This is a genomic window from Mycobacterium kubicae, assembly GCF_015689175.1.
Classification (GTDB): domain Bacteria; phylum Actinomycetota; class Actinomycetes; order Mycobacteriales; family Mycobacteriaceae; genus Mycobacterium; species Mycobacterium kubicae.
This window is the reverse complement of record NZ_CP065047.1, coordinates 3,714,309-3,734,323: the sequence shown is the minus strand read 5'-3', so window position 1 is coordinate 3,734,323 and position 20,015 is coordinate 3,714,309. Positions and strand designations below refer to the sequence as shown.

At 64.6% G+C, this 20,015-nt stretch carries 17 protein-coding genes and 7 pseudogenes; 8 read left to right on the top strand and 16 right to left on the bottom strand.

Annotation, left to right across the window (positions count from 1 at the left end; translation table 11 throughout):
* Positions 1-42: 42 nt before the first annotated feature.
* The 3 pseudogenes from I2456_RS17535 to I2456_RS17525 form a co-directional block, all read right to left on the bottom strand.
* A pseudogene (locus I2456_RS17535) lies at positions 43-1,056 on the bottom strand (IS256 family transposase); the annotation flags it as partial.
* Positions 1,057-1,174: 118 nt separating this feature from the next.
* Positions 1,175-1,766: pseudogene (locus tag I2456_RS17530) on the bottom strand (IS3 family transposase); the annotation flags it as partial.
* A 67-nt stretch (positions 1,767-1,833) separates the two neighbouring features.
* Positions 1,834-2,168 (bottom strand): annotated as a pseudogene (locus I2456_RS17525) (IS3 family transposase); the annotation flags it as partial.
* Between the two features lie 132 nt (positions 2,169-2,300).
* On the opposite strand from I2456_RS17525, the gene I2456_RS17520 reads away from it, so the two are divergent.
* From I2456_RS17520 to I2456_RS17510, 3 genes are read left to right on the top strand one after another with little or no spacing between them, the layout of a single operon-like run.
* On the top strand, positions 2,301-3,383 hold the full coding sequence (locus I2456_RS17520) for a tyrosine-type recombinase/integrase (protein WP_033717226.1): 1,083 nt from the start codon (positions 2,301-2,303) through the stop codon (positions 3,381-3,383).
* Complete coding sequence (locus I2456_RS17515) at positions 3,380-5,638, top strand: tyrosine-type recombinase/integrase (RefSeq protein ID WP_241007748.1); 2,259 nt, start codon at positions 3,380-3,382, stop codon at positions 5,636-5,638. Before I2456_RS17520 ends, I2456_RS17515 begins: the two co-directional genes overlap by 4 nt.
* A complete protein-coding gene (locus tag I2456_RS17510; protein ID WP_007172469.1) occupies positions 5,628-6,089 on the top strand; it encodes a DUF6262 family protein in 462 nt (153 codons plus the stop codon). Before I2456_RS17515 ends, I2456_RS17510 begins: the two co-directional genes overlap by 11 nt.
* Here I2456_RS17510 and I2456_RS17505 read toward each other — a convergent pair.
* From I2456_RS17505 to I2456_RS28605, 3 genes and pseudogenes are all read right to left on the bottom strand, one after another.
* Positions 6,082-6,357: pseudogene (locus I2456_RS17505) on the bottom strand (transposase); the annotation flags it as partial. The gene I2456_RS17510 and the pseudogene I2456_RS17505 overlap by 8 nt on opposite strands.
* Positions 6,314-6,763, bottom strand: a complete 450-nt coding sequence (locus I2456_RS17500) for a helix-turn-helix domain-containing protein (protein WP_169717217.1) — start codon at positions 6,761-6,763, stop codon at positions 6,314-6,316. The gene I2456_RS17500 and the pseudogene I2456_RS17505, both read right to left, overlap by 44 nt.
* Positions 6,764-7,158: 395 nt before the next feature.
* Positions 7,159-7,656 (bottom strand): annotated as a pseudogene (locus tag I2456_RS28605) (extracellular solute-binding protein); the annotation flags it as partial.
* A gap of 118 nt (positions 7,657-7,774) precedes the next feature.
* On the opposite strand from I2456_RS28605, the gene I2456_RS17490 reads away from it, so the two are divergent.
* The gene (locus I2456_RS17490) at positions 7,775-8,473 is read left to right on the top strand and encodes a YoaK family protein (protein ID WP_085075656.1); all 699 of its coding nucleotides are present in this window, start codon (positions 7,775-7,777) and stop codon (positions 8,471-8,473) included.
* A 172-nt stretch (positions 8,474-8,645) separates the two neighbouring features.
* On the opposite strand, the gene I2456_RS17485 is transcribed toward I2456_RS17490, so the two are convergent.
* Positions 8,646-8,894: a hypothetical protein gene (locus I2456_RS17485; RefSeq protein WP_139823335.1), complete on the bottom strand. Its 249-nt coding sequence runs from the start codon at positions 8,892-8,894 to the stop codon at positions 8,646-8,648.
* Positions 8,895-9,012: 118 nt separating this feature from the next.
* On the opposite strand from I2456_RS17485, the gene istA reads away from it, so the two are divergent.
* Both istA and istB read left to right on the top strand, forming a co-directional pair.
* Entirely contained in the window at positions 9,013-10,230 is a 1,218-nt protein-coding gene (gene istA, locus I2456_RS17480; protein WP_085073774.1) for an IS21 family transposase, read from the top strand.
* A complete protein-coding gene (istB, locus tag I2456_RS17475) occupies positions 10,230-11,048 on the top strand; it encodes an IS21-like element ISMyma9 family helper ATPase IstB (RefSeq protein ID WP_085073773.1) in 819 nt (272 codons plus the stop codon). Before istA ends, istB begins: the two co-directional genes overlap by 1 nt.
* Positions 11,049-11,163: 115 nt before the next feature.
* On the opposite strand, the gene I2456_RS17470 is transcribed toward istB, so the two are convergent.
* The 7 genes and pseudogenes from I2456_RS17470 to I2456_RS17445 form a co-directional block, all read right to left on the bottom strand.
* The gene (locus I2456_RS17470; protein WP_372516561.1) at positions 11,164-11,436 is read right to left on the bottom strand and encodes an integrase core domain-containing protein; all 273 of its coding nucleotides are present in this window, start codon (positions 11,434-11,436) and stop codon (positions 11,164-11,166) included.
* 220 nt (positions 11,437-11,656) lie between these two features.
* Positions 11,657-12,085 carry an IS3 family transposase gene (locus tag I2456_RS17465; RefSeq protein WP_163703926.1) on the bottom strand — a complete coding sequence of 143 codons (429 nt, stop codon included), beginning with the start codon at positions 12,083-12,085 and terminating at the stop codon, positions 11,657-11,659.
* A 149-nt stretch (positions 12,086-12,234) separates the two neighbouring features.
* Complete coding sequence (gene ltrA, locus I2456_RS17460; protein WP_007168383.1) at positions 12,235-13,683, bottom strand: group II intron reverse transcriptase/maturase; 1,449 nt, start codon at positions 13,681-13,683, stop codon at positions 12,235-12,237.
* A gap of 529 nt (positions 13,684-14,212) precedes the next feature.
* Positions 14,213-14,422, bottom strand: coding sequence for a hypothetical protein (locus I2456_RS17455; protein WP_163703941.1), 210 nt, complete (start codon positions 14,420-14,422; stop codon positions 14,213-14,215).
* A gap of 57 nt (positions 14,423-14,479) precedes the next feature.
* On the bottom strand, positions 14,480-14,614 hold the full coding sequence (locus tag I2456_RS28925) for a transposase (protein ID WP_163703928.1): 135 nt from the start codon (positions 14,612-14,614) through the stop codon (positions 14,480-14,482).
* Between the two features lie 68 nt (positions 14,615-14,682).
* Positions 14,683-14,970, bottom strand: coding sequence for a transposase (locus tag I2456_RS17450; RefSeq protein WP_163703929.1), 288 nt, complete (start codon positions 14,968-14,970; stop codon positions 14,683-14,685).
* A 74-nt stretch (positions 14,971-15,044) separates the two neighbouring features.
* Positions 15,045-16,013: pseudogene (locus tag I2456_RS17445) on the bottom strand (integrase catalytic domain-containing protein); the annotation flags it as partial.
* A 75-nt stretch (positions 16,014-16,088) separates the two neighbouring features.
* On the opposite strand from I2456_RS17445, the pseudogene I2456_RS17440 reads away from it, so the two are divergent.
* Positions 16,089-16,358 (top strand): annotated as a pseudogene (locus tag I2456_RS17440) (IS256 family transposase); the annotation flags it as partial.
* Between the two features lie 380 nt (positions 16,359-16,738).
* Here I2456_RS17440 and I2456_RS17435 read toward each other — a convergent pair.
* Positions 16,739-18,022: a sodium:proton exchanger gene (locus tag I2456_RS17435; protein WP_085073949.1), complete on the bottom strand. Its 1,284-nt coding sequence runs from the start codon at positions 18,020-18,022 to the stop codon at positions 16,739-16,741.
* 516 nt (positions 18,023-18,538) lie between these two features.
* On the opposite strand from I2456_RS17435, the gene I2456_RS17430 reads away from it, so the two are divergent.
* Positions 18,539-19,645 (top strand): integrase catalytic domain-containing protein, encoded by a 1,107-nt coding sequence (locus tag I2456_RS17430; RefSeq protein ID WP_241007747.1) that lies wholly within the window; start codon positions 18,539-18,541, stop codon positions 19,643-19,645.
* On the opposite strand, the gene I2456_RS17425 is transcribed toward I2456_RS17430, so the two are convergent.
* Positions 19,606-19,950, bottom strand: coding sequence for an IS3 family transposase (locus tag I2456_RS17425; RefSeq protein ID WP_085073776.1), 345 nt, complete (start codon positions 19,948-19,950; stop codon positions 19,606-19,608). The genes I2456_RS17430 and I2456_RS17425 overlap by 40 nt on opposite strands.
* Between the last annotated feature and the right edge of the window lie 65 nt (positions 19,951-20,015).

Below are 20,015 nucleotides of genomic sequence, written 5' to 3'. Positions count from 1 at the left end.
TGCAGCCCGAACCGTGTCCCCGGAGAGCCGGTTAACGGATAGGGGATTGTTCGACCAGATCTGGCGCCAGATCTGTTTGGGGAAGGCGGTGAACGCCAACAGGTCCGCGCGGGCGTCCTCCAAGTGCGCGGCAACCTTGGGCATCTTGTCGGCCAGTGCGTCAATAACCCGATCATATTGCGCGGCAACGGAATCAGCGTCAGGCTGATCGAACACCGAGTGCACCAGGGTGCGCACCCACGGCCAGGAGCTCTTCGGGGTGACGGCCATCAGATTGGTCGTGTAATGGGTGCGACACCGCTGCCACGACGCTCCTGGCAAAGTGGCGCCGATCGCATTGACGAGCCCGGCATGAGCATCCGAGGTGACCAGTGCGACCCCGCACAGACCGCGGGCGGTCAGCGAGCGCAGGAACGTCAACCAGCCGGCCCCGTCCTCAGCGGTGGTGACGTCTATACCCAGGATTTCGCGGTAGCCCTCGGCGTTGACCCCGGTAGCGATCAGCGCGTGCACGTTGACCACCCGGCCAGCCTCGCGCACTTTAAGGACCAGGGCGTCAGCAGCCATGAACGTGTACGGGCCGGCGTCCAGCGGTCGGGTCCGGAAGGCTTCCACCGCGGCGTCGAGTTCTTTGGCCATCACCGACACCTGAGACTTCGACAGCGACGTAATACCGAGGGTCTCGACGAGTTTGTCCATCCGTCGCGTCGACACGCCCAATAGATAGCAAGTGGCCACCACCGTGGTCAGTGCCCTCTCGGCGCGTTTGCGGCGTTCCAGCAGCCAGTCCGGGAAGTACGAGCCCTGACGCAGCTTGGGGATCGCCAGATCCAATGTGCCTGCCCGGGTGTCGAACTGGCGCTGCCGATAGCCGTTTCGCTGATTGGACCGCTCGGCGCTGCGCTCCCGGTATCCGGCACCGCACAGAGCATCGGCTTCAGCACCCATCAGGGTATGGATGAATGTGGCCAATAACTCGCGCAGCACGTCGGGGTGGCAGGTGGTGAGTCGTTCGGCCAACACGGTCGGTAGGTCGATATCGTGGGCAGTGGTCATCGCGTTGATTCCTTTGCTCGAGTGACTCTGGACGGTCTCTCGAAGAATCACGCGATGACCTTCATTCACTCGGCTACGACACGCCGGTACCGCTGATCAGCTCCGACTCGTACACCACTCTGCTGGACGCAACCATCGACCAAATCCGCTCCTGGGAGCACAACCGCGCGACACGGTTCTCCCCGGCGACGATTCCGCGACCGGGAAGCTCGTCTGCGATAAATCGATATCCGAAGGCGGGATCATCGGCATGAATCTCACGGGCAGCGTTGATCAGGTGTGCATCGTCCCAATCACGCTGCGCGAGAGGCGCCTTGCGCCATTTGTAAAAGGCTTGGGTGGAGAACCCAAGAACCCGGCAGGTCACCGTGATGGGGATCCGTCATCGGCAAGGTCGAGGACCAGCGGGTACATCATTTTGGGTTGGCGTCCCGGGACAAGTAGCCGACCGCGCGGCGCATGACCTCGGCCTCCTGCTCGAGGAGCTTGATTCGTTTGTGCGCTTCGCGCAGCTGCGCGGCGACGTCATCAGCAACGCCCGGTGACCCGGGCCGGTCCACGCCGTCTTGGCGGTCGGCGATCTTGAGCCAGCGATGCAGGCAGGCCTCGGAGATCCCGAAGTCCTTCGCGATCTGGCGCAGCGGCGCTTCGCCCTTGCGGGCCACAGCGATGACATCGGCACGGAACTCTGCGGGAAACGGTTTTGGCACGGTGATGATCCTTCCAGCGAGGACGAATCCTCACAGGTCAGGAGTCAACTAAACCGGGGGCAGTCCCGGCCACGTCGATGCCCTCGCGGTTGAGGGTGAGCCACACCTTGCGAGCACCGTAGACGCGGTAGTTGGCGCCGTGGATCCGCGTGATGTGTTTCTTGAGCTCGTCATCGCGGCGCTGGCGGCGGCTGGGCTCGCGGTGGGCGTACTCGTAGTAGGTGGATGGGGCGATCGGCACGCCGAGGTTGGTTAGCTGTGTGCAGATCGACTCGACACCCCAGCGCAGACCATCCGGGCCGTCGCGGTGGCCCTGATGATCGGCGATGAATCGGGTGATCAGTGTGTTGGCCGGTCGAGTTCGGCCGCGAAGAAAGCCGACGCTGTCTTCAAAATAGCGTTCGTTATCTGAGGCCGTGAGGAAGCTGTTCACCATGTAGACGACACGCGTTCGGAGATGCCGGGAAATGCGTTGTGGACCAGTTATCTTCGGTGTCTGTGACGAGTCCTGGGCTGCGGGTGCAGTCGGTGGTGATGCCGTTCGGCGACCGCGAATCGTGGACGCTGGTGGATCAGGATGCGGTGGTGGTGGAGCCGGTCGAGGCGTTCTTGTCGCATCTGCACGCGATCGAGCGCTCACCGAACACGGTCAAGGCCTATGCCCATGATCTGCGGGATTGGTTCGAGTTCCTCGATCGGGGCGGCCTGGTGTGGTCGCGGGTGCGACTGGAGGAGGTGGGCCGGTTCGTGGCGTGGCTGCGACTACCCGCGGCGGGGCGAGTGGGCAATGTGTCAGCGCTGCCGACGGCGGAGAGCATGTGCTCGGAGGCCACGGTGAACCGCAAGCTATCGGCAATCTCGGCGTTTTATGAATTCCATCAGCGCCACGGAGTGGACCTGGGTGATCTGTTGACGACCTGGCAGCGGCATAAGGGACATGGTGGATCGTGGCGACCACTGCTGGCGCACCTGGGATCTCGACCGGAGCGCAGCAGGCGGATCCGGTTACGGGCCCAGCGGCGCATCCCGGACACGCTGGACACGGAACTGGTCGCGGCGATCGTGGCGGCCTGTGATCGGCTGCGGGATCGGTTCCTGTTTTCTCTGCTGGCTGCATCCGGGCTGCGGGTTGGTGAGGCGTTGGGGTTGCGGCACAGCGACATCGATGCGGCTGCTCGGCTGGTGACGGTGGTGCCGAGGGTGAATACGAATCGTGCCCGAGCCAAGGGCGGGGGTCGCCAGGTGCCGGTGCCGGGCGCGGTGATCCGGCTGTATGCGGATTATCTGCATGGCGAGTACGGCGAGCTGGACAGCGATTACGTATTCGTCAACTTGTGGTCCGGTCCTATTGGGTATCCGTTGACGTATGCCAGCGTCTACGATTTGGTCTGCCGATTGCGGGAGCGGACCGGAATCATGTTCGGGCCGCATACTTTTCGCCACTCGTATGCGACAGAGTTGTTGCGCCGCCAGGTGCCGGTCGAGGTGGTGGCCCATCTGTTGGGGCACGCGTCGATCGCGACGACCAGTGACGCGTACGCGCATCTGAAGGTCGAGGACACCCGCCGCGCGTTGGTGGCCGCGGGGTGGCTGGCGGACCGGGATGGGTCGTGGTGAGCGTCGAGGTGCTGGCGCCGCCGATTGAGCCCGGCTGGGTTGCGCGTTTGGGCGCAGCGGTGCGTGCGGAGTTCCGGGTCGAGGTGCTGGTGCCCGCCGTCGCGGATCCGATTCTCGGGTCGCCGGCATGCGCGGTGCCCGGGTGTGTGCGTTCGAGTCGCTACGCCGGGCTCTGCCCGGCCCATCTGGGCCGGTGGAGAAAGGCGGGTCGCCCGGATGACCGACGGGCGTGGGCGGCGACCGCTGATCCAGAGGTGATGGGGTACCGGCCGCTGCAATCGTGCCTGGTGCCCGGTTGCGGCTTCGGGCAGCATCGGTATCGGTTGTGCTACACGCATTCCCACGCCTGGGACAAGGCCGGACGCCCAGTGGTGGATCGGTGGAAGCCGGACGTGGCCGGCACGCCGGCAGCGGTGTGCGCCATCCCGGGGTGCATGTTGTGGGCCGAACTGGACGCCGGGTGGTGTCATTCCCACCACCGGCGGTGGCGGCTGCGTGGTCGCCCGTCGGCGGCGGAGTTCATCGCCTACTGCGCCAGCTACGGCGAGGATCGCTTCGACTTGCGGCCGCTGCGGCCGCAGTTGCGGCTGGAGATCGGCTACGCGCTGCAATGCCGCGTCGACCTGAACCGAACCCGCACCACACCGCGATCGATCAAGCCGCTGCTGGACCACTTGTCGGCAACCGGGGCCGAGTCGCTGCTGGATCGTCCGCTGGCCGACTGGCTGGCCGGGCTGCCGGCCGCGGCGTCGGTCAACACCCCGCGCGCGTTCCTCGGTTACGCGATCGAGTGCGTGCTCGATTTGCGCGACGGGACCGGCTGGGACAGCGAATACCAGCGTGACGTGTGGCGGCTACGGCGGCTCGGTGTTTCCGGCCATGACGGGGCCAAACTGGATTTCACTGCGGTGCACCCAGTCTGGCTTCGAGAGCTGGCCAAACGATGGTGCCGGTGGCGCATGTCGTGCGGAGTCGGGCTGGGGCAGCTACGCAGTGATCGCCTCGCGCTCGTTCGTTTGTCGCAGTTCATGCCCGGACTAGCGAGCTCGTCGGGCCCGGGTGCGCTCGAGCGGGCAGCGCTGGAGGCCTACCTGGCTCGACTGGCCGTTGAGATCCCACAACCGAAGACCCGCAGCGCCGAGATCGGCTGTGTGACCGGGTTTCTGAATGCCGTTCGCCAGCACCGGTGGGCATCGCTGCCGGCCGAGGCGCAGCTGTATCCCAGCGACCAGCCCCGCCGTGACGAGACACCGGCACCGCGGGCGATTCCCGAGTTCGTCATGGGCCAGTTGGAAAGCCCGGCCAACCTCGACCGGATCAGCGACCCGCGGATCCGGCTGCTGGTGGAGGTCCTCATCCGCACCGGCCTGCGCATTGGCGACGCCACCCGGCTGGCGCTGGACTGTCTGGTTCGCGACCCGCAGGGCGCGGTCTATTTGCGCTACCGCAACCATAAGATGCGCCGCGACGCGGTGGTGCCCATCGACGACGAACTCACCGCCATGATCCAGACGCAGCAGGAGCGCACCCGGCAGCGGTTTCCAACCACCGCCGTGTTGCTGCCGCGCAGCAGCGCCAACCCCGACGGACGGCTGCCCATTCCCACCGTGACGTTCCACCTCCAGCTCGGGCAGTGGCTCGAAACATGTGGTGTCACAGATGAACTCGGTCAGCCAGCGCATATCACCGCTCATCAGTTCCGGCACACGGCGGCCACACGATGGATCAACCATGAGGTGCCGCAGGAAGTGGTCCGACGCCTGCTCGACCACACCAGCCACACCATGACCGCCGTGTATGCCCGATTGGCCGACACCACCATACGAGAGCAGTGGGAACGCGCCCAGAAGATCAACATCCACGGTGAGCCGGTCGACATCACCGTCGACGGGCCCCTCGCCGATGGCGAGTGGATGAAGCAGAACCTTGCACGCGCGAAAATAGCGCTGCCCAACGGCTATTGTGGTCTGCCACTACAGAAATCGTGCCCGCACGCCAACGCATGTTTGACTTGTCCGCTGTTCATCACGACCGCCGAATTCCTACCCCAACACCGCAAGCAGCTCGATGACACCCGCACGTTGATCTCGCGTGCTCAAACCGACGGCCACACCCGCCTGGCCGAGATGAACCACACCGTCGAAACCAACCTGCTTACCATCATCGCCACCCTCGAAACCGACCAACGCGACTGCCGGTGCGCTGCAGCGGGCAGCGAAACATGCTGCGGAAAGGAACCATCCGATGCGCCATGACAACAGCCACTACCTCCTCGCCGCTGCCCAACGCCGCCGCGCCGACACCCTCCAACGCGCCCGGCAAGCCCTGCAGGAACTCGGCGAAACCGGCCAGCGGCGCACTATCACACAGATCGCCGCCCTCGCCGGCGTCTCCCGCTCATGGCTGTATGCCCAGCCCGCACTGCGCGACCAACTCCGCCGACTGACCGCCATATCGGAGACGCCCGAGCCGGCACCACCTGCCCCAGTCGAGCGCGGCTCCGACGCCTCCCTGCGCCAACGCCTCACCCTCGCACACGAACGCATCCGCGAACTCGACAACGAAAACCGTCAACTACGAAACCAGATCGCACTCCTGCACGGACAGCTCCGCGCCAACCGCATCGCCGACACCCACATCACGGACACCGTCCACGACACAAACACCCAGATCACGCCCCCAAACAGTCGAGCCCGCCCAAGATAACGTTGGCCCTGCGCAGTTCGGCGTTCTCCCGCCGCAGGCGTTTGAGCTCGCCCGACTCTTCGCTGGTAGTTCCCGGCCGAGCGCCGGCATCGACCTCGGCCTGGCGCACCCACTTGCGCACCGTTTCGCTCGATCCCACACCCAGCAATCGGGCGACCTCGCCGATCGCGGCCCACTGTGACTCGCGCTGATCGCTGATTTCGGCGACCATCCGCACCGCCCGCTCACGCAGCTCCGGCGGGTACCTCCTCGACGTGCTTCCAGGCATGACTCCATCCTTCCCAAGAAGTGGAGTCTCCAGACATCCCGGGGCGGTTCAGTGTGATGAAACCTCGGCGTTTGAGGATTCGCCAGATCGTTGATATGGCAGGCACGTTGGTGAGGCTGGGGTCGGTGGCCAGGCGGGAGGCGATGGTGTCGGCGCCGGCGTCGAGACCGCGTTTGGTCAGGGTCTTGCGCAGCCGCACGATGCGCTCCTCGACCTCGGGGTTGACAGCCTGCGGGCTGTGGTGGGGTCGCCGTGACCGGGAGATGAAGGCGGCGTCGCCTTCGGCCTCGTAGCGTTTGCACAGTTGCTGGACCCATTGTCGGGAGACGCCGTAGTCGCGGGCCACGGCGCTTTTGCTGCGTCCTTCGAGGACCACGGCAGTGATGACGAGCTGCGCCTTCGACATGGCTGACCTCCCGATGTGCAGAAGTGTCAACTATGTCGCGAGACAGCTGCCAACTATGTCGAGAAATCACACACTCGCACTTTTGCCGCACTACGGCATCTGCTGACCGTCAATAACATGAGATTGCTAAGCTCAGAGCCGCTTGCGCGAATGCGACCCCACTATCGCACCCTCCCCGGGACGTTTCAATCCCTAGTTGACCTGGTAAGCCATTACGCCTGACTCAACGCCCGAGGCGGATTACGTATGCCTGCGTCCTAGGGGATCTAGGGCCCGGGTGGGCGGGCCGTACGGCCGCCCGGGGTGCTCGACACCAGTCATTCGGAGACCGCAGCGCCGCGGACGGCGCCGAACCAATCGGCAACCCTTGGGCTGGCCGATCCGAGATGCTGGGTTTACGGCTTGGCGAAGCCGGCGGCAGTGAGTTCTTTTAGTCCGGCCTCGCTGGTGACGGCGTCGAAGAATTGATGGGCCAGCTGAGAATTTCGTGGATTGCTTGAGCCCAGCGATCGGGTAGGTGTTGACCGCCGGCGGCTTCCGGGAAGGCCACCGCGGTGACCTTGTTACCTGCCGCCTGGGCGTCGGTGACATAGACGACGCCGGCGTCGGCCTGCCGGTGACCACCTTATTCAGTACGTCGGTGACCTGGGATTCTTCGCTGACGGGCCAAAGTTGTGCACCAGTGGCTTTTTCGACCTTCGCGGTGGCGGCCCCGCACGGTACCGGCGGCGCGCATACCACCACTGACAGGTCGGGCTGGGTCAGATCCTGAAACGAGGTGAGGTGTCTGGGGTGCCCGGTGTCACCACGATGATCAGTGTGTTGGCAGCGAAATTGATGGCCGGACCATCCAGCAGGCCAGCCGCAGCGGCCTTCTTCATAGTCGCGGTATCGATTCCGCTGCGGTCCATCGCCCGCATCACCACAAGATGAGTTTCTCCGGAAGCGCAACTTAGAATTTTCCCTATGCGTGGTCCTGCGATCGGCGCGGGCGTCTGGAACCATGTATGCGTGGCGAGCGAGACATTCAACAGCGAAGCGCGGTTGTCGTGGGTACTGGCGGTACTGGCCGGTGTCGTCGGTGCCATCTCCTTCACCCACTCCGCGGGCTACTTCGTGGTGTTCATGACCGGCAACGCCCAGCGCGCCGCACTTGGGTATTTCACCGGCCAACCATGGCTGGCGGCGAGCGCCGGGCTGCTCATGGTGGCGTTCGTGGTCGGCGTGGTGGTCGCCTCGCTGTGCAGGCGACACTTCTGGGTCGACCATCCACACGGCCCGACCGTGCTGACCACACTCAGCCTGGCCGCGGCCACCCTGGTGGACGTCCTGGACAAAGGGTGGCAGCAGAACCTCATAGAGTTCGCGCCAACCATGTTGCTGGCCTTCGGTACCGGGACGCTCAACACGTCGTTCGTCAAGAACGGTGAGGTGTCGGTCCCGCTGAGCTATGTCACCGGCACCATGGTCAAAATGGGCCAGGGCATCGAACGACACCTCGCCGGCGGCGGCAGGGCGTCCGACTGGCTGGGTTACTTCATGCTGCTGGCCAGCTTCGTCGCGGGCGCCGCAGTCGGCGGCCTGATCAGCATCGTGGTGAATGGAACCTGGATGCTGGTGATGGCAACTGCCCTGTGCGCCTTGACAACCGCCTACACCTACTTTCACCAGGACCGCCGTGCACTGCTGAAAAGCAGGGCCGCAAAATAGGCATCGGCAGCAGCGCTGACCGGTGCGCTGCTGCCGATGCCGGGCGACGATCGCGTACACCGTGATGTAAGACGGCACCGGCCAATCACGTTGTGGTGCAATTTCGTCACCTGGCGGTGAATGTTGGCTGCGCTGAGCGGAGGTCGTCGTAATGCCAGCCCCTCGATCAGCGTCACCAGTTGATCGGGCAACGGGTGTCGGCCACGATCGGAGCGTGCCCGGGCGGGCCAGGCCGGCCAACCCCGACTCGCGGTAGCTCACCAGCCACCCCGGCCTGTCGGGCGGCGTCGGCCCACGCGGTTCCGTTCTCCAGATGTGGGCGCAGCACCGCGTAGCGGGCGATCGCCTGTTCTCGCTGCACCCTGGTTAACTCAATGGCCCCTTGGGCTCGCGCGCTGAGCAGCTCTTCGGCGTCGGTCACGATGCGGCCGAATTGGTGTTGAGGGTTTTCCCCAGGTGCCGGTGTCGGCTCCGGTCGAAAAGTGAGCAGGTAGTTCCGGTCGAAAAGTGAGCACCCTTCTGATTGGAGAGTGATCACTGTGGAGGATTGGGCGGAGATTCGCCGGCTGTATCGGTCGGAGAAGCTGTCGCAGGCTGCGATCGCGCGGCGGCTGGGTCTGTCGCGGAACACCGTGGCCAAGGCGCTGCGCTCGGAGGCGCCACCGCGCTATGAACGCAAGCCGGCGGTGATGTCGGGGTGGGCCCAGGTCGAGATGGCGGTGCGGGTGCTGTTGGGGCAGTTTCCGACGATGCCGACGACGGTGATCGCGCAGCGGGTGGGTTGGACTGGCGGGCACTCGTGGTTCGCCGAGAACGTTGCGCGGATCCGCCCGGAGTACACCCCGGTCGATCCGTGCGATCGGCTGGTGCATCTGCCCGGTGAGCAGGTGCAGTGCGATCTGTGGTTTCCTGGCCAGCTGGTTCCCGATCACGCTGGGGTATTGCGGTCGTTTCCGGTGCTGGTGATGGTCGCTGCGTACTCGCGGTTCATCGCCGCGATGATGATCCCGTCACGGGTGACCGGGGATCTGTTGGCCGGGATGTGGCAGTTGATCGCCGGGAACATCGGTGGTGTGCCACGGACTCTGTTGTGGGACAACGAGGCCGGTATCGGTCGGCGCGGCCGTTTGGCTGAGGGGGTGGCCGGGTTCTGTGGTGTGCTGGGCACCCGCTTGATTCAGGCCCGGCCCTATGATCCGGAGACCAAGGGTCTGGTCGAGCGGGTCAACGGTTACCTTGAGACGTCGTTTCTGCCGGGCAGGATGTTCACCTGCGCAGCCGATTTCAACGCCCAATTGTGGGACTGGTTGATCTCGATCGCCAACCGCCGCGTGCACGCCAGCACCCGGCTGGTCCCTGCCGAGGCCTTGGCGGCGGACCGGGCGGCGATGGCCATACTTCCGCCGGTGGCTCCGGCGGTCGGGACGACGATCACGACGCGGTTGGGTCGCGACTACTACGTCGGCGTCGGCGGCAACGCCTACTCGGTGAACCCGGAGGTGATCGGGCGGATGATCACGGTGGCCGCCGGCCTGGATCGGATCACCGTCCGCTGTGGTGACCGGCTGGTCGCTGATCATGAACGGCTCTGGGGCACAGCCGGATTGGTCACCGATCCGCAGCATCTGGCGGCTGCGGCGGTGCTGCGCGAGCAGTTCCGGACCCGGCCAGCCAAGGGAGCTCACCTGCAGGTAGATGTCGAGATCGCCGACCTGAGTGCTTATGACGCACACTTCGGGACCGGGGAGGTCGCCTGATGGCCACCACGAAACGCAGCCCCTCGGCGCCGGGTGAGGCCGACAAGCTGATCGCCCACCAAGCTCGTCTGCTCAAGGCGCCGCGGATCGCCGCGCACTACCACCGGCTAGCTGAACAAGGCCGTGAAGCGAACTGGTCGCTGGAGGACTACCTCGGCGCCGTCTTGGCAGTGGAGTCCAATGCCCGTGCTGAATCCGGTGCCCGTCAACGCATCCGGTATGCCGGATTCCCAGCGATCAAGACGATCACCGACTTCGACTTCACCGCCCAACCCGGCATCGACCGCGCCCAGATCGCCCGCCTGGAAGCCGGCGGCTGGCTGGCCGAAGCCCGCAACATCGTGCTGCTCGGCCCGCCGGGCACCGGTAAAACGCATCTGGCCACGGCCCTGGCAATCGCGGCCGCCCACACCGGGCACCGGGTTGCGTTCGCCCCGGCCACCGGCTGGATCACCCGCCTGGCCGAAGCGCACCGCACCAACCGCCTCGACGCCGAGTTGCGCAAAATCTCCCGCTACGGGCTCATCGTCATCGACGAGGTCGGCTACATCCCCTTCGACACCGAAGCGGCCAACCTGTTCTTCCAACTGGTCTCCACCCGATACGAGAAATCGTCGATCATCCTGACCTCCAACCTGCCGTTCTCCCGATGGGGACAGGTCTTCGGCGAAGCCACCATCGCCTCAGCCATGATCGATCGGATCGTGCACCACGCCGACGTCATCGCCCTCAAAGGCGCCAGCTACCGCATCAAACACACCGCGATCGAATCCCTACCCTCCGTGGAAGCCGATCGTCAGGCAGACTCAACCCCGTAAACCTGCTCACTTTTCAACCGGAGCAGGCTGCTCAGAATTCAACCGGAGCCGACAGCCGGTAGATATTGGGCCGGGAGACGCCGAACTCGGCCGTGAACTACCCCAAGTTTTGTTCCTAGTCGGTTGCGAGGGCCGGGGTTGGCTGGCTCGCGGGGTGTGAGGTGCCGGTCAGGGCGGCCTCGTACTCGGCTGGGGCCTGGTAGCCGAGGGCTTCGTGCAGGCGTTCCTGGTTGTACCAGGCCACCCATCCAGCGGTCGATAGTTCGACGTCGTCGACGCATCGCCAGGGTTTGCCGCGGTTGACCAACTCGGTCTTGTAGGCGGCGTTGACGGCCTCGGCAAGGGCGTTGTCATAACTGTCGCCACGCGAGCCGACCGAGGGCGCGATCCTGAGTTCGGCGAGGCGGTCGGTATAGGCCAGGGAGAGGCATTGCGATTAGCGGTCGGAATGATGGACCAACTCGGATAGGTCGGAATTCGAGTGCCACACTGCCTGATTGAACGCCTGCAAGGGGAGGTCCTGGGTGCGCATGGTGGCCGCCACGGTGTCAATGGCCAAATTGATGTATGACCTGTTCCCGGTTCCCCGGACGGTTGGTGTTGGGTGTTCACGCGGCCGTGTTCGTGGTCGTGTGGTGTCTTTCGTAGTCGATGGGGCTGCGGTAGTCCAGGGCACTGTGGCGGCGCACCGGGTTGTAGAAGGCTTCGATGTATTCAAAGATTGCTGTGGCGAGCTCGGCGCGGGTGTTCCAGGTGCGGCGGTCGAGGAGCTCGATCTGCATAGAGCCGAAGAACGATTCGATCATCGCGTTATCGAACGCAGAAGCGACTCGCCCCATGGAGCCCAGCAGGCCGGCCTCGCGTAGCCGGTGGCCGAAAAGCCACGAGGTGTATTGAGTCCCACGGTCCGAATGGACCACTGTGCCAACGGGTTTGCGGCGTAGGCGGGCCATGTCCAGGGCGTCGGCGACCAGTTCGGTGCGGAGGTGATCGGCGATCGACCAGCCCACTACCCGGCGGGAGTACACGTCGAGCACGACCGCGGCGTAGATTCAGCCTTCGCAGGTGCGGTGCTGAGTGTAGGGGTCGGACCGGGGCGCGGTGTCGGCATTTCTACCGATCCGTTTCCCCGGCCCGCCCTCCGAACCCGCCGAGCGAATTTCTCCGCAACGGGCTCTCCACGGATTCAGGCCACTGGTGCAGTGATGTCCGTCGGCCTCGCTGTCCAAGGGGTGATGATTTTCGTGCCCCGGTAGCGGTATCGGGTGACCTCTACCTTCTGCGGCCGAAACATCGCCGTCTTGCCTTCGCGGATTTGCCAATTGGGCAGGAACCGTCGATGGAAGACGCCCCACGCCAGCCCGTGGTGCCGTTTGCGCATCCAAGTCACCACCCGCCACCATGTGAAGTGGTCGAGGTAGTCGAAGGTGCGTTTGGACACCCCGTGCTGGAAGTAATTGCACCATCCCCGCAGGACGGGGTTGAGTTGGCGCAGCAGATCAGCGAGCGTTCGATGTTTGTGTCGCCGCGTCAGATTCCTGACTTTGTCGGTGATGGACATAAGTGCCTTCTTCGACGGCCAGGTGTAGACGTAGTGCTTGGTCGTGCCCCTTTTGATCTGCCGTTGGATGCGGAAGCCGAGGAACTCGAACCCCTCGTCGACGTGGCAGATCCTGCTCTTCTCGACCGACAGGCGCAGGCCCATCGGCGCGAGCACTGCTGCGATCTCGTCCCAAAGCGCTTCGGCATCAGCGCGAGTGCCGTGGACCATGACACAGAAATCGTCTGCGTAGCGGACGATTTTCATGGTCGGAACTCCGGCGCGTCGATGCTTGGCACGTGTCCATTCCGGGCCGAGCGCCTTCCACTTCGCGGCGAAGTGCTCGTCGAGAACGGACAGGGCGACATTGCTGAGCAGTGGTGAGAGGATTCCGCCTTGCGGAGTGCCGGTGATGGTGTCCCGGTAGCCGAGATCTTTCGAGAGAATCCCGGCTTTGAGGAACGACTTCACCAGGGCCAGAACGCGTTTGTCCCCGACACGTCGCCGCACCCGGCCCATAAGGGCCGAATGCGAGATTTCATCGAAGCACGCCGTGATGTCTCCCTCGAAAACCCAGTGATAGGCCCGTGAGCCGCTGGCGAGGTGATGGATCTCAGCGATGGCGTCCTGGGCTCGCCTGCCCGGCCGGAACCCATATGCGCACGGATGAAAGTCCGCCTCGAAAATGGGCTCCAGCACCAGCTTCAGCGAAGCTTGCACGACCCGGTCGGCGACGGTCGCGATACCCAGGCGGCGGAGCTTGCCGTTCGCCTTCGGGATCATCACCTCCCGCACCGGATCCGGCCGGAATATCCGCTCCTTGAGTTCCTCGCGGAGCCGCTGAAGCAGTCCGACCGCCTCTGCCGCACCGACAGACCGCGGTGCGGTCCCATCGGCACCGGCTGAGCGCGCACCCTTGTTCGTCCGCACCCGCTCCCACGCGAGGGTGAGGAATGCGGGGTCATAAACGAGGTTGTACAAATCATCGAAACAGCGGTCGCTTTCATCAACCGCCCAATGGTGCAGTTTGCGTTGCATCCTGCGTACCCGCAGCTCGGCCGTGTCCGGGTCGGGCCACAAAGCACTCGTATTCACAAGTGACCTCCACAGTCTGCGTACTCGCCGCGAACCCGCTGGAGCCCTTTGCCATGCGACCGGCTTTCCCGGCCTCGGACTACTACGGCTCCTCCGCCCCACCACACCGGCATCAGCCGACGACTGCCTACCCCTCCAGCCCGGCTGGCTGCCGGATCTGACCGGGGACCGGCGCGGTGGTTCCCGTGTTCACTGTCAACCGTTTGACGGGTGAGGTGTCCAGCTATGCCCCTGCGACCTCGTCACGGCTACGCCGCAGTCCTTCACCGTGACCTCCCGAACCGGCGACATCAACCGGCCCACGAGTTCCCCGCCCTCAGGGCGGGTGCGCGTCGCTGCCCAGCCCGCATCCGCCAGGTTGGAGCTGGTGGTCTTCTCTTAAGAGGCGTTCAGCCGCTGGTTCCTCGCGTACACCTTCCCGTCTCGCTAGCCGGACCCGACCCGTCTGGCAGTACCAGGCCGTCCCGGCGTTGTCGGGGCTGCTTCCCACCCTCACCAAAGTCTCTTTAGATCAGGCTGCCCCCAGCTTCTACCGGGCCACTGCGATGGCTCGGCGACGGTGGTCTCTCACCTCCGTTCGGTTGAACAGCGCCTCACGGCGCTCGATGTCGGTGACCCACAACCGGTCGGGACCTTCGGCGCGGAACTGCCGCTGAACCAGATCCGGCCACGATGCGGCCGCCGGCGGTTCCCGCCTCCAGCGGCGGCGATGAACGCCTTGCACGCTAACGAGTTTCATGCACCGCCACACCCGCTTATGGCCGACCTGGATCCCGTGGCCGTGACGCAGCTCAGCCTAGATACGGCGTACCCCGTAGGTGTGGCGCGACGCGGTGTGAATTGCGGTGATGGTGTTGGCCAGCTCGGCGTCGTGGCGGTCGCGATCGCAGGCCGCCCGGGTGCGCCATTCATGGAAGCCTGACGTCGACACCTGCAGGATCCGGCCGGTCAGCGCGACAGGGAAGCCCTGCGCAGCCAGCTCGTGGACCAGCCGGAACCCTATTTTGGGAGGATGTTCTCCCGGGCGAAGTAGGCGCTGGCCCGTTTGAGGATCTCGACTTCCATCTCCAGCACCCGCTTTTCTCGGCGCAGCCGGACCAGCTCAGCCCGCTCGTCGCGGGTCAGGCCCTCTTTGTGGCCCTCCTCAACGTCGGCCAGATCCATCCATCGACGCAAACAGGACTCGCTGATCGCCAGGTCCTTGGCGATCTTGGCGATCGGTTTCTCTCGCAGCCGGGCCAACTCCACCGCACGACGGCGAAACTCCTCCGGATGAGCAGCAGGCATCTTCTCTCGGACTCCTTCCCTTGAGACGATCATCGCCTCAACCTCGGTGTCCGGGAAATCGGGAACAGGTCATTGGCGCCTTTGCGGACTTTGGAGATCAGTTTCTGCTGTGGGTAGAAGTAGTTGGTCAGCCTGGAGTGCAACTGCCAGATCTCGTTGAGTAGCAACAGTTCTGCTGCGGTGTCGTAGCGGTGGTAGCCGACCACGGTGCGCACCACCGCCCAGTTCTTTTGCTCGACGTGACAGCCGTCGTTTTTGTTGCCCGGCCGCGCCCGGGTGAAGGTGATCTGGCGGCCTTGGCACCATCCCAGCAGGTGGTCGTTGATGAATTCTGATCCGTTGTCGGAGTCCACCCCCAGGATCGGGAACGGCATTTTGTGGGTGATGTCATTGAGCGCTGCCAGTACGCATTTGGCGGTCTTGTCGGGCACTGAGCGGTTCTCGGTCCAGCCTGTGGCGATGTCGGTGACGGTCAAGGTGAATGCATGGCCTCCGCCGCGGTTGCCGCCGTCGTGCCAGACCAGGTCGATTTCGACGAACCCGGGTCGAGCGTCGTCCCAGTCGGCCCAGGTGCGCACTGGGATCTGGCTTTTGAGCAGCGATCCCGGCTTGGTACCACAGCGTCCCCGCTGGTATTTGGCTCGCTGATCGGCCAGACGGCGATCGATGGTGGCCGCCGACATCGACACCAGCAGTTCGGCGGTGCCCTCGTCGAGGGTCAGCTCGCCGAAATGGCGCAGCACTGCCACCAGTTCACCGAGCATCGGCGCGAGCCGTTTGCCCGCCGGCATCCCCAGCACCCTCCAGCAGACCGTCAAAGCCGCGATGACCTCAGGCCCGTACTTCACCGGACGTGGACTGCGCGGGGCAACGATTTTGGGCCGCAGCGCGGCTTTAAGCGCCTTGCGCGCGTGGTTTCGGTGCCACCCCGTATTGGCCGTCAACTCGTCAAGAATCCGACTCTTAGCGCCCTTGCTCGCCAGCTGGTAGCGGGTCGCGGCCGCTTCGGTGATTGCTCTGCGCTGCGCCAACGTCAACCCCATCCACTGGGCCTACGCGCGCATTTTCCATGAGGCAACGAACCACCCATTCGCGCGCATTTCTGACGAGTCAACGCGCTGAGAACGACGAATCCAATCGAAAGCACGTTCGCCACAGTACGTTTGAGGACGAAGGTCACCAAAGGCCCCGGCTCACGAGCGGCCGGAATTGCTATGGCCTACAAGCTGATCGACGCCGCACAGGCGCGCTGGCGCGCCGTCAACGCACCCCACCTAGTCGCCCTCGTCCGGACCGGCGCCGTCTTCCACAAAGGCAAACTGCTTGAACGCCCCATCGACATCACACCCGCCGAGCCCGGGGAATCAACAGAACCGGAGGTCGCCTGAAACAACCTCATCCACAGGTCTTGAAAATATCTCCAGCCACATCGCGTACCCGCACAATCGTTATGACCGCCCGTTATGACCGCCGCTGCTTCCCCAAAGACCGACCCTCGTCATCAACGAAGTGTCTCACCGCGAGATCTGACGCCAATTAGCGCTGAAGCGCCGATTACCGCTGAAGATCACAGAATAGAGCGCGCAACCGCCTACCGCTATTTCGCGGCGTCACCAGCCAACTGGACTGAGCCCACGACAGCAGCAGTTGCACTGTTTTGCCAGGTTGCGGGAGGCGGCTACACAGCCGACCGCCGCTGGCCCGGTGACGTCAGCGGTCGGCGCGACACCGGCGCCAGAGCCGTAACACCGTGGGCGGGGCTGCCCGGTCATGCCGTTCTCGTGACCTCGTCGGCTTTCGGTCGTCGGACTGCGGCCAGTAGCGGTAAGACATCGCGCCGCTGCGCGATCAGATACACCACGGCGACCACAACGTACACGCCGGAGATGACGTAGCGGGCCGACTCGTCGGGCAGGGCGAACTGCGCGGCGAACAGCCCCAGCAGCAGCAGCGCCTTGGCGCCGGTGAGGCGCAGGTTCGCCAAAATGGCGACGCCGAGCACCGTCTGGGCGGTGGTCAGGACGAACTCCTCGGTTTGGCGCGAGTCCAGCGCCAACCCGGCCGCTTCACCACCGCCCAGGTAGAACGCGATGGGCAAGCACGCGATCAGCAGAGTCCACTGGTTGAGCTTGGCGGCTAGCAGGGCACCCATTCCGTCGTCGGCGCGTGCCCGCAACGCGAATGTGATAGCGACCAGGACCTCCGGGGACTCCGAGGCAATCGGGGCCAGCCACTGCACGAGCAGGAACCGGTCGATCCCCAGCTCACCGCCGGCATCGACCAGCGAGTCGCCGAACGGTTCGGCAGCCGAGAGGATGATCACCGCTGCAGCGGCGAACAGCGCCCCGACCAGAATCCGCCGACGCAAGCGCGGCTGGGCGGCCACGGTAGCCGCGACACCGGTCAATTCTTCCTCGGACTCCGCGCTGCCCCGGATCCGCCACAGGTAGGCGCCGAACAGAGCACCGAGAACCACCGAGTCGTACCACGCCAGCCGCCCGGTCAGCGGAATAAGCAACGCATAGATGGTGGCCGCAGCCAAAAACCACAACTCAATTCGGCGGTGGGCGGCCAGCACAACGCCGCCCCTCAGCCAGCCCGCCGGTTCCCCTGAATCGCCGCCGCGACCGCGCCGACGCAGCGCCCAGATCGCGACAAACACCAGCAGGGGCCACGCCACCCCGATCAGCAGCCGATTCGCGCCAGTCATGTTCGCGGTGGCATAGGCGGCGTACTCCGGTCGGCCGCCCGCGGAGTAGGCGAAGAAGATGTCAACCGCGTACTCGGGCAGGATCGCCACCAGTGACAACAGCGCCAAAGCGAGACTGCCCGAAATGTCGGCGCGGGCCGCCTCGGCCGCCCACATCAGCAGCGCTACCGACGCCAGCACCCCGACACCGAACACCAGCATGGCGACCGCCGGCGACAGGATGGTGCCGGTGACACGGAAACTCACCGCCGGTGCGGCCACCACAACCGCCGCCGCCACGCGTAAGGCGGCGGCACGCCCGGCGATCGGCGCGTCGGCCGTCGGTTCCGCTGCCTCGGTCATCACCGCTCCTCCCCATGGCGCCCTGTTCGGTGGGTCCGGTGAGCCGACCGCGCGCGATAGCCACGCCATTGGTGATCTCACATCTGACCCCTAGTTACCGTGCAGACGGTCTAAACGCACCCAAATATGCGCGAAGCCCGGGCGCCGCGGTCGTCCGGCCGGGTCTCGGGCTCACATTCTGCAGCTATTGCCGCAGACACCATGATAATAGCCCACACCGCCCTACCGGGCCAGCGTGTTGCATAATGGCGCCATACCACCCGTCCCTGCTAAGGACGGGTTTTTATTGCCACGATCTCGGCACGGGCGGTAATCCGTACCGGGGCCTCAGCTCGTCACCGCTGATCGTGTTTCCGGCCGCGTAGTCTGCATCGGCCGCGGCGAGGTCAGCCCGGAAGTCGTCCTCTCCATACGTGCGGCCTGCCGCAATCTCTTACTCAGCGCGTTGACTCGTCAGAAATGCGCGCGAATGGGTGGTTCGTTGCCTCATGGAAAATGCGCGCGTAGGCCCAGTGGATGGGGTTGACGTTGGCGCAGCGCAGAGCAATCACCGAAGCGGCCGCGACCCGCTACCAGCTGGCGAGCAAGGGCGCTAAGAGTCGGATTCTTGACGAGTTGACGGCCAATACGGGGTGGCACCGAAACCACGCGCGCAAGGCGCTTAAAGCCGCGCTGCGGCCCAAAATCGTTGCCCCGCGCAGTCCACGTCCGGTGAAGTACGGGCCTGAGGTCATCGCGGCTTTGACGGTCTGCTGGAGGGTGCTGGGGATGCCGGCGGGCAAACGGCTCGCGCCGATGCTCGGTGAACTGGTGGCAGTGCTGCGCCATTTCGGCGAGCTGACCCTCGACGAGGGCACCGCCGAACTGCTGGTGTCGATGTCGGCGGCCACCATCGATCGCCGTCTGGCCGATCAGCGAGCCAAATACCAGCGGGGACGCTGTGGTACCAAGCCGGGATCGCTGCTCAAAAGCCAGATCCCAGTGCGCACCTGGGCCGACTGGGACGACGCTCGACCCGGGTTCGTCGAAATCGACCTGGTCTGGCACGACGGCGGCAACCGCGGCGGAGGCCATGCATTCACCTTGACCGTCACCGACATCGCCACAGGCTGGACCGAGAACCGCTCAGTGCCCGACAAGACCGCCAAATGCGTACTGGCAGCGCTCAATGACATCACCCACAAAATGCCGTTCCCGATCCTGGGGGTGGACTCCGACAACGGATCAGAATTCATCAACGACCACCTGCTGGGATGGTGCCAAGGCCGCCAGATCACCTTCACCCGGGCGCGGCCGGGCAACAAAAACGACGGCTGTCACGTCGAGCAAAAGAACTGGGCGGTGGTGCGCACCGTGGTCGGCTACCACCGCTACGACACCGCAGCAGAACTGTTGCTACTCAACGAGATCTGGCAGTTGCACTCCAGGCTGACCAACTACTTCTACCCACAGCAGAAACTGATCTCCAAAGTCCGCAAAGGCGCCAAGGTATCCAAAAAACACGACAAAGCCACCACCCCTTTTCACCGAACAATCGATCACCTGACCTGTTCCCGGTTCCCCGGACGGTTGGTGTTGGGTGTTCACGCGGCCGTGTTCGTGGTCGTGTGGTGTCTTTCGTAGTCGATGGGGCTGCGGTAGTCCAGGGCACTGTGGCGGCGCACCGGGTTGTAGAAGGCTTCGATGTATTCAAAGATTGCTGTGGCGAGCTCGGCGCGGGTGTTCCAGGTGCGGCGGTCGAGGAGCTCGATCTGCATAGAGCCGAAGAACGATTCGATCATCGCGTTATCGAACGCAGAAGCGACTCGCCCCATGGAGCCCAGCAGGCCGGCCTCGCGTAGCCGGTGGCCGAAAAGCCACGAGGTGTATTGAGTCCCACGGTCCGAATGGACCACTGTGCCAACGGGTTTGCGGCGTAGGCGGGCCATGTCCAGGGCGTCGGCGACTAGTTCGGTGCGGAGGTGATCGGCGGAGATATTTTCAAGACCTGTGG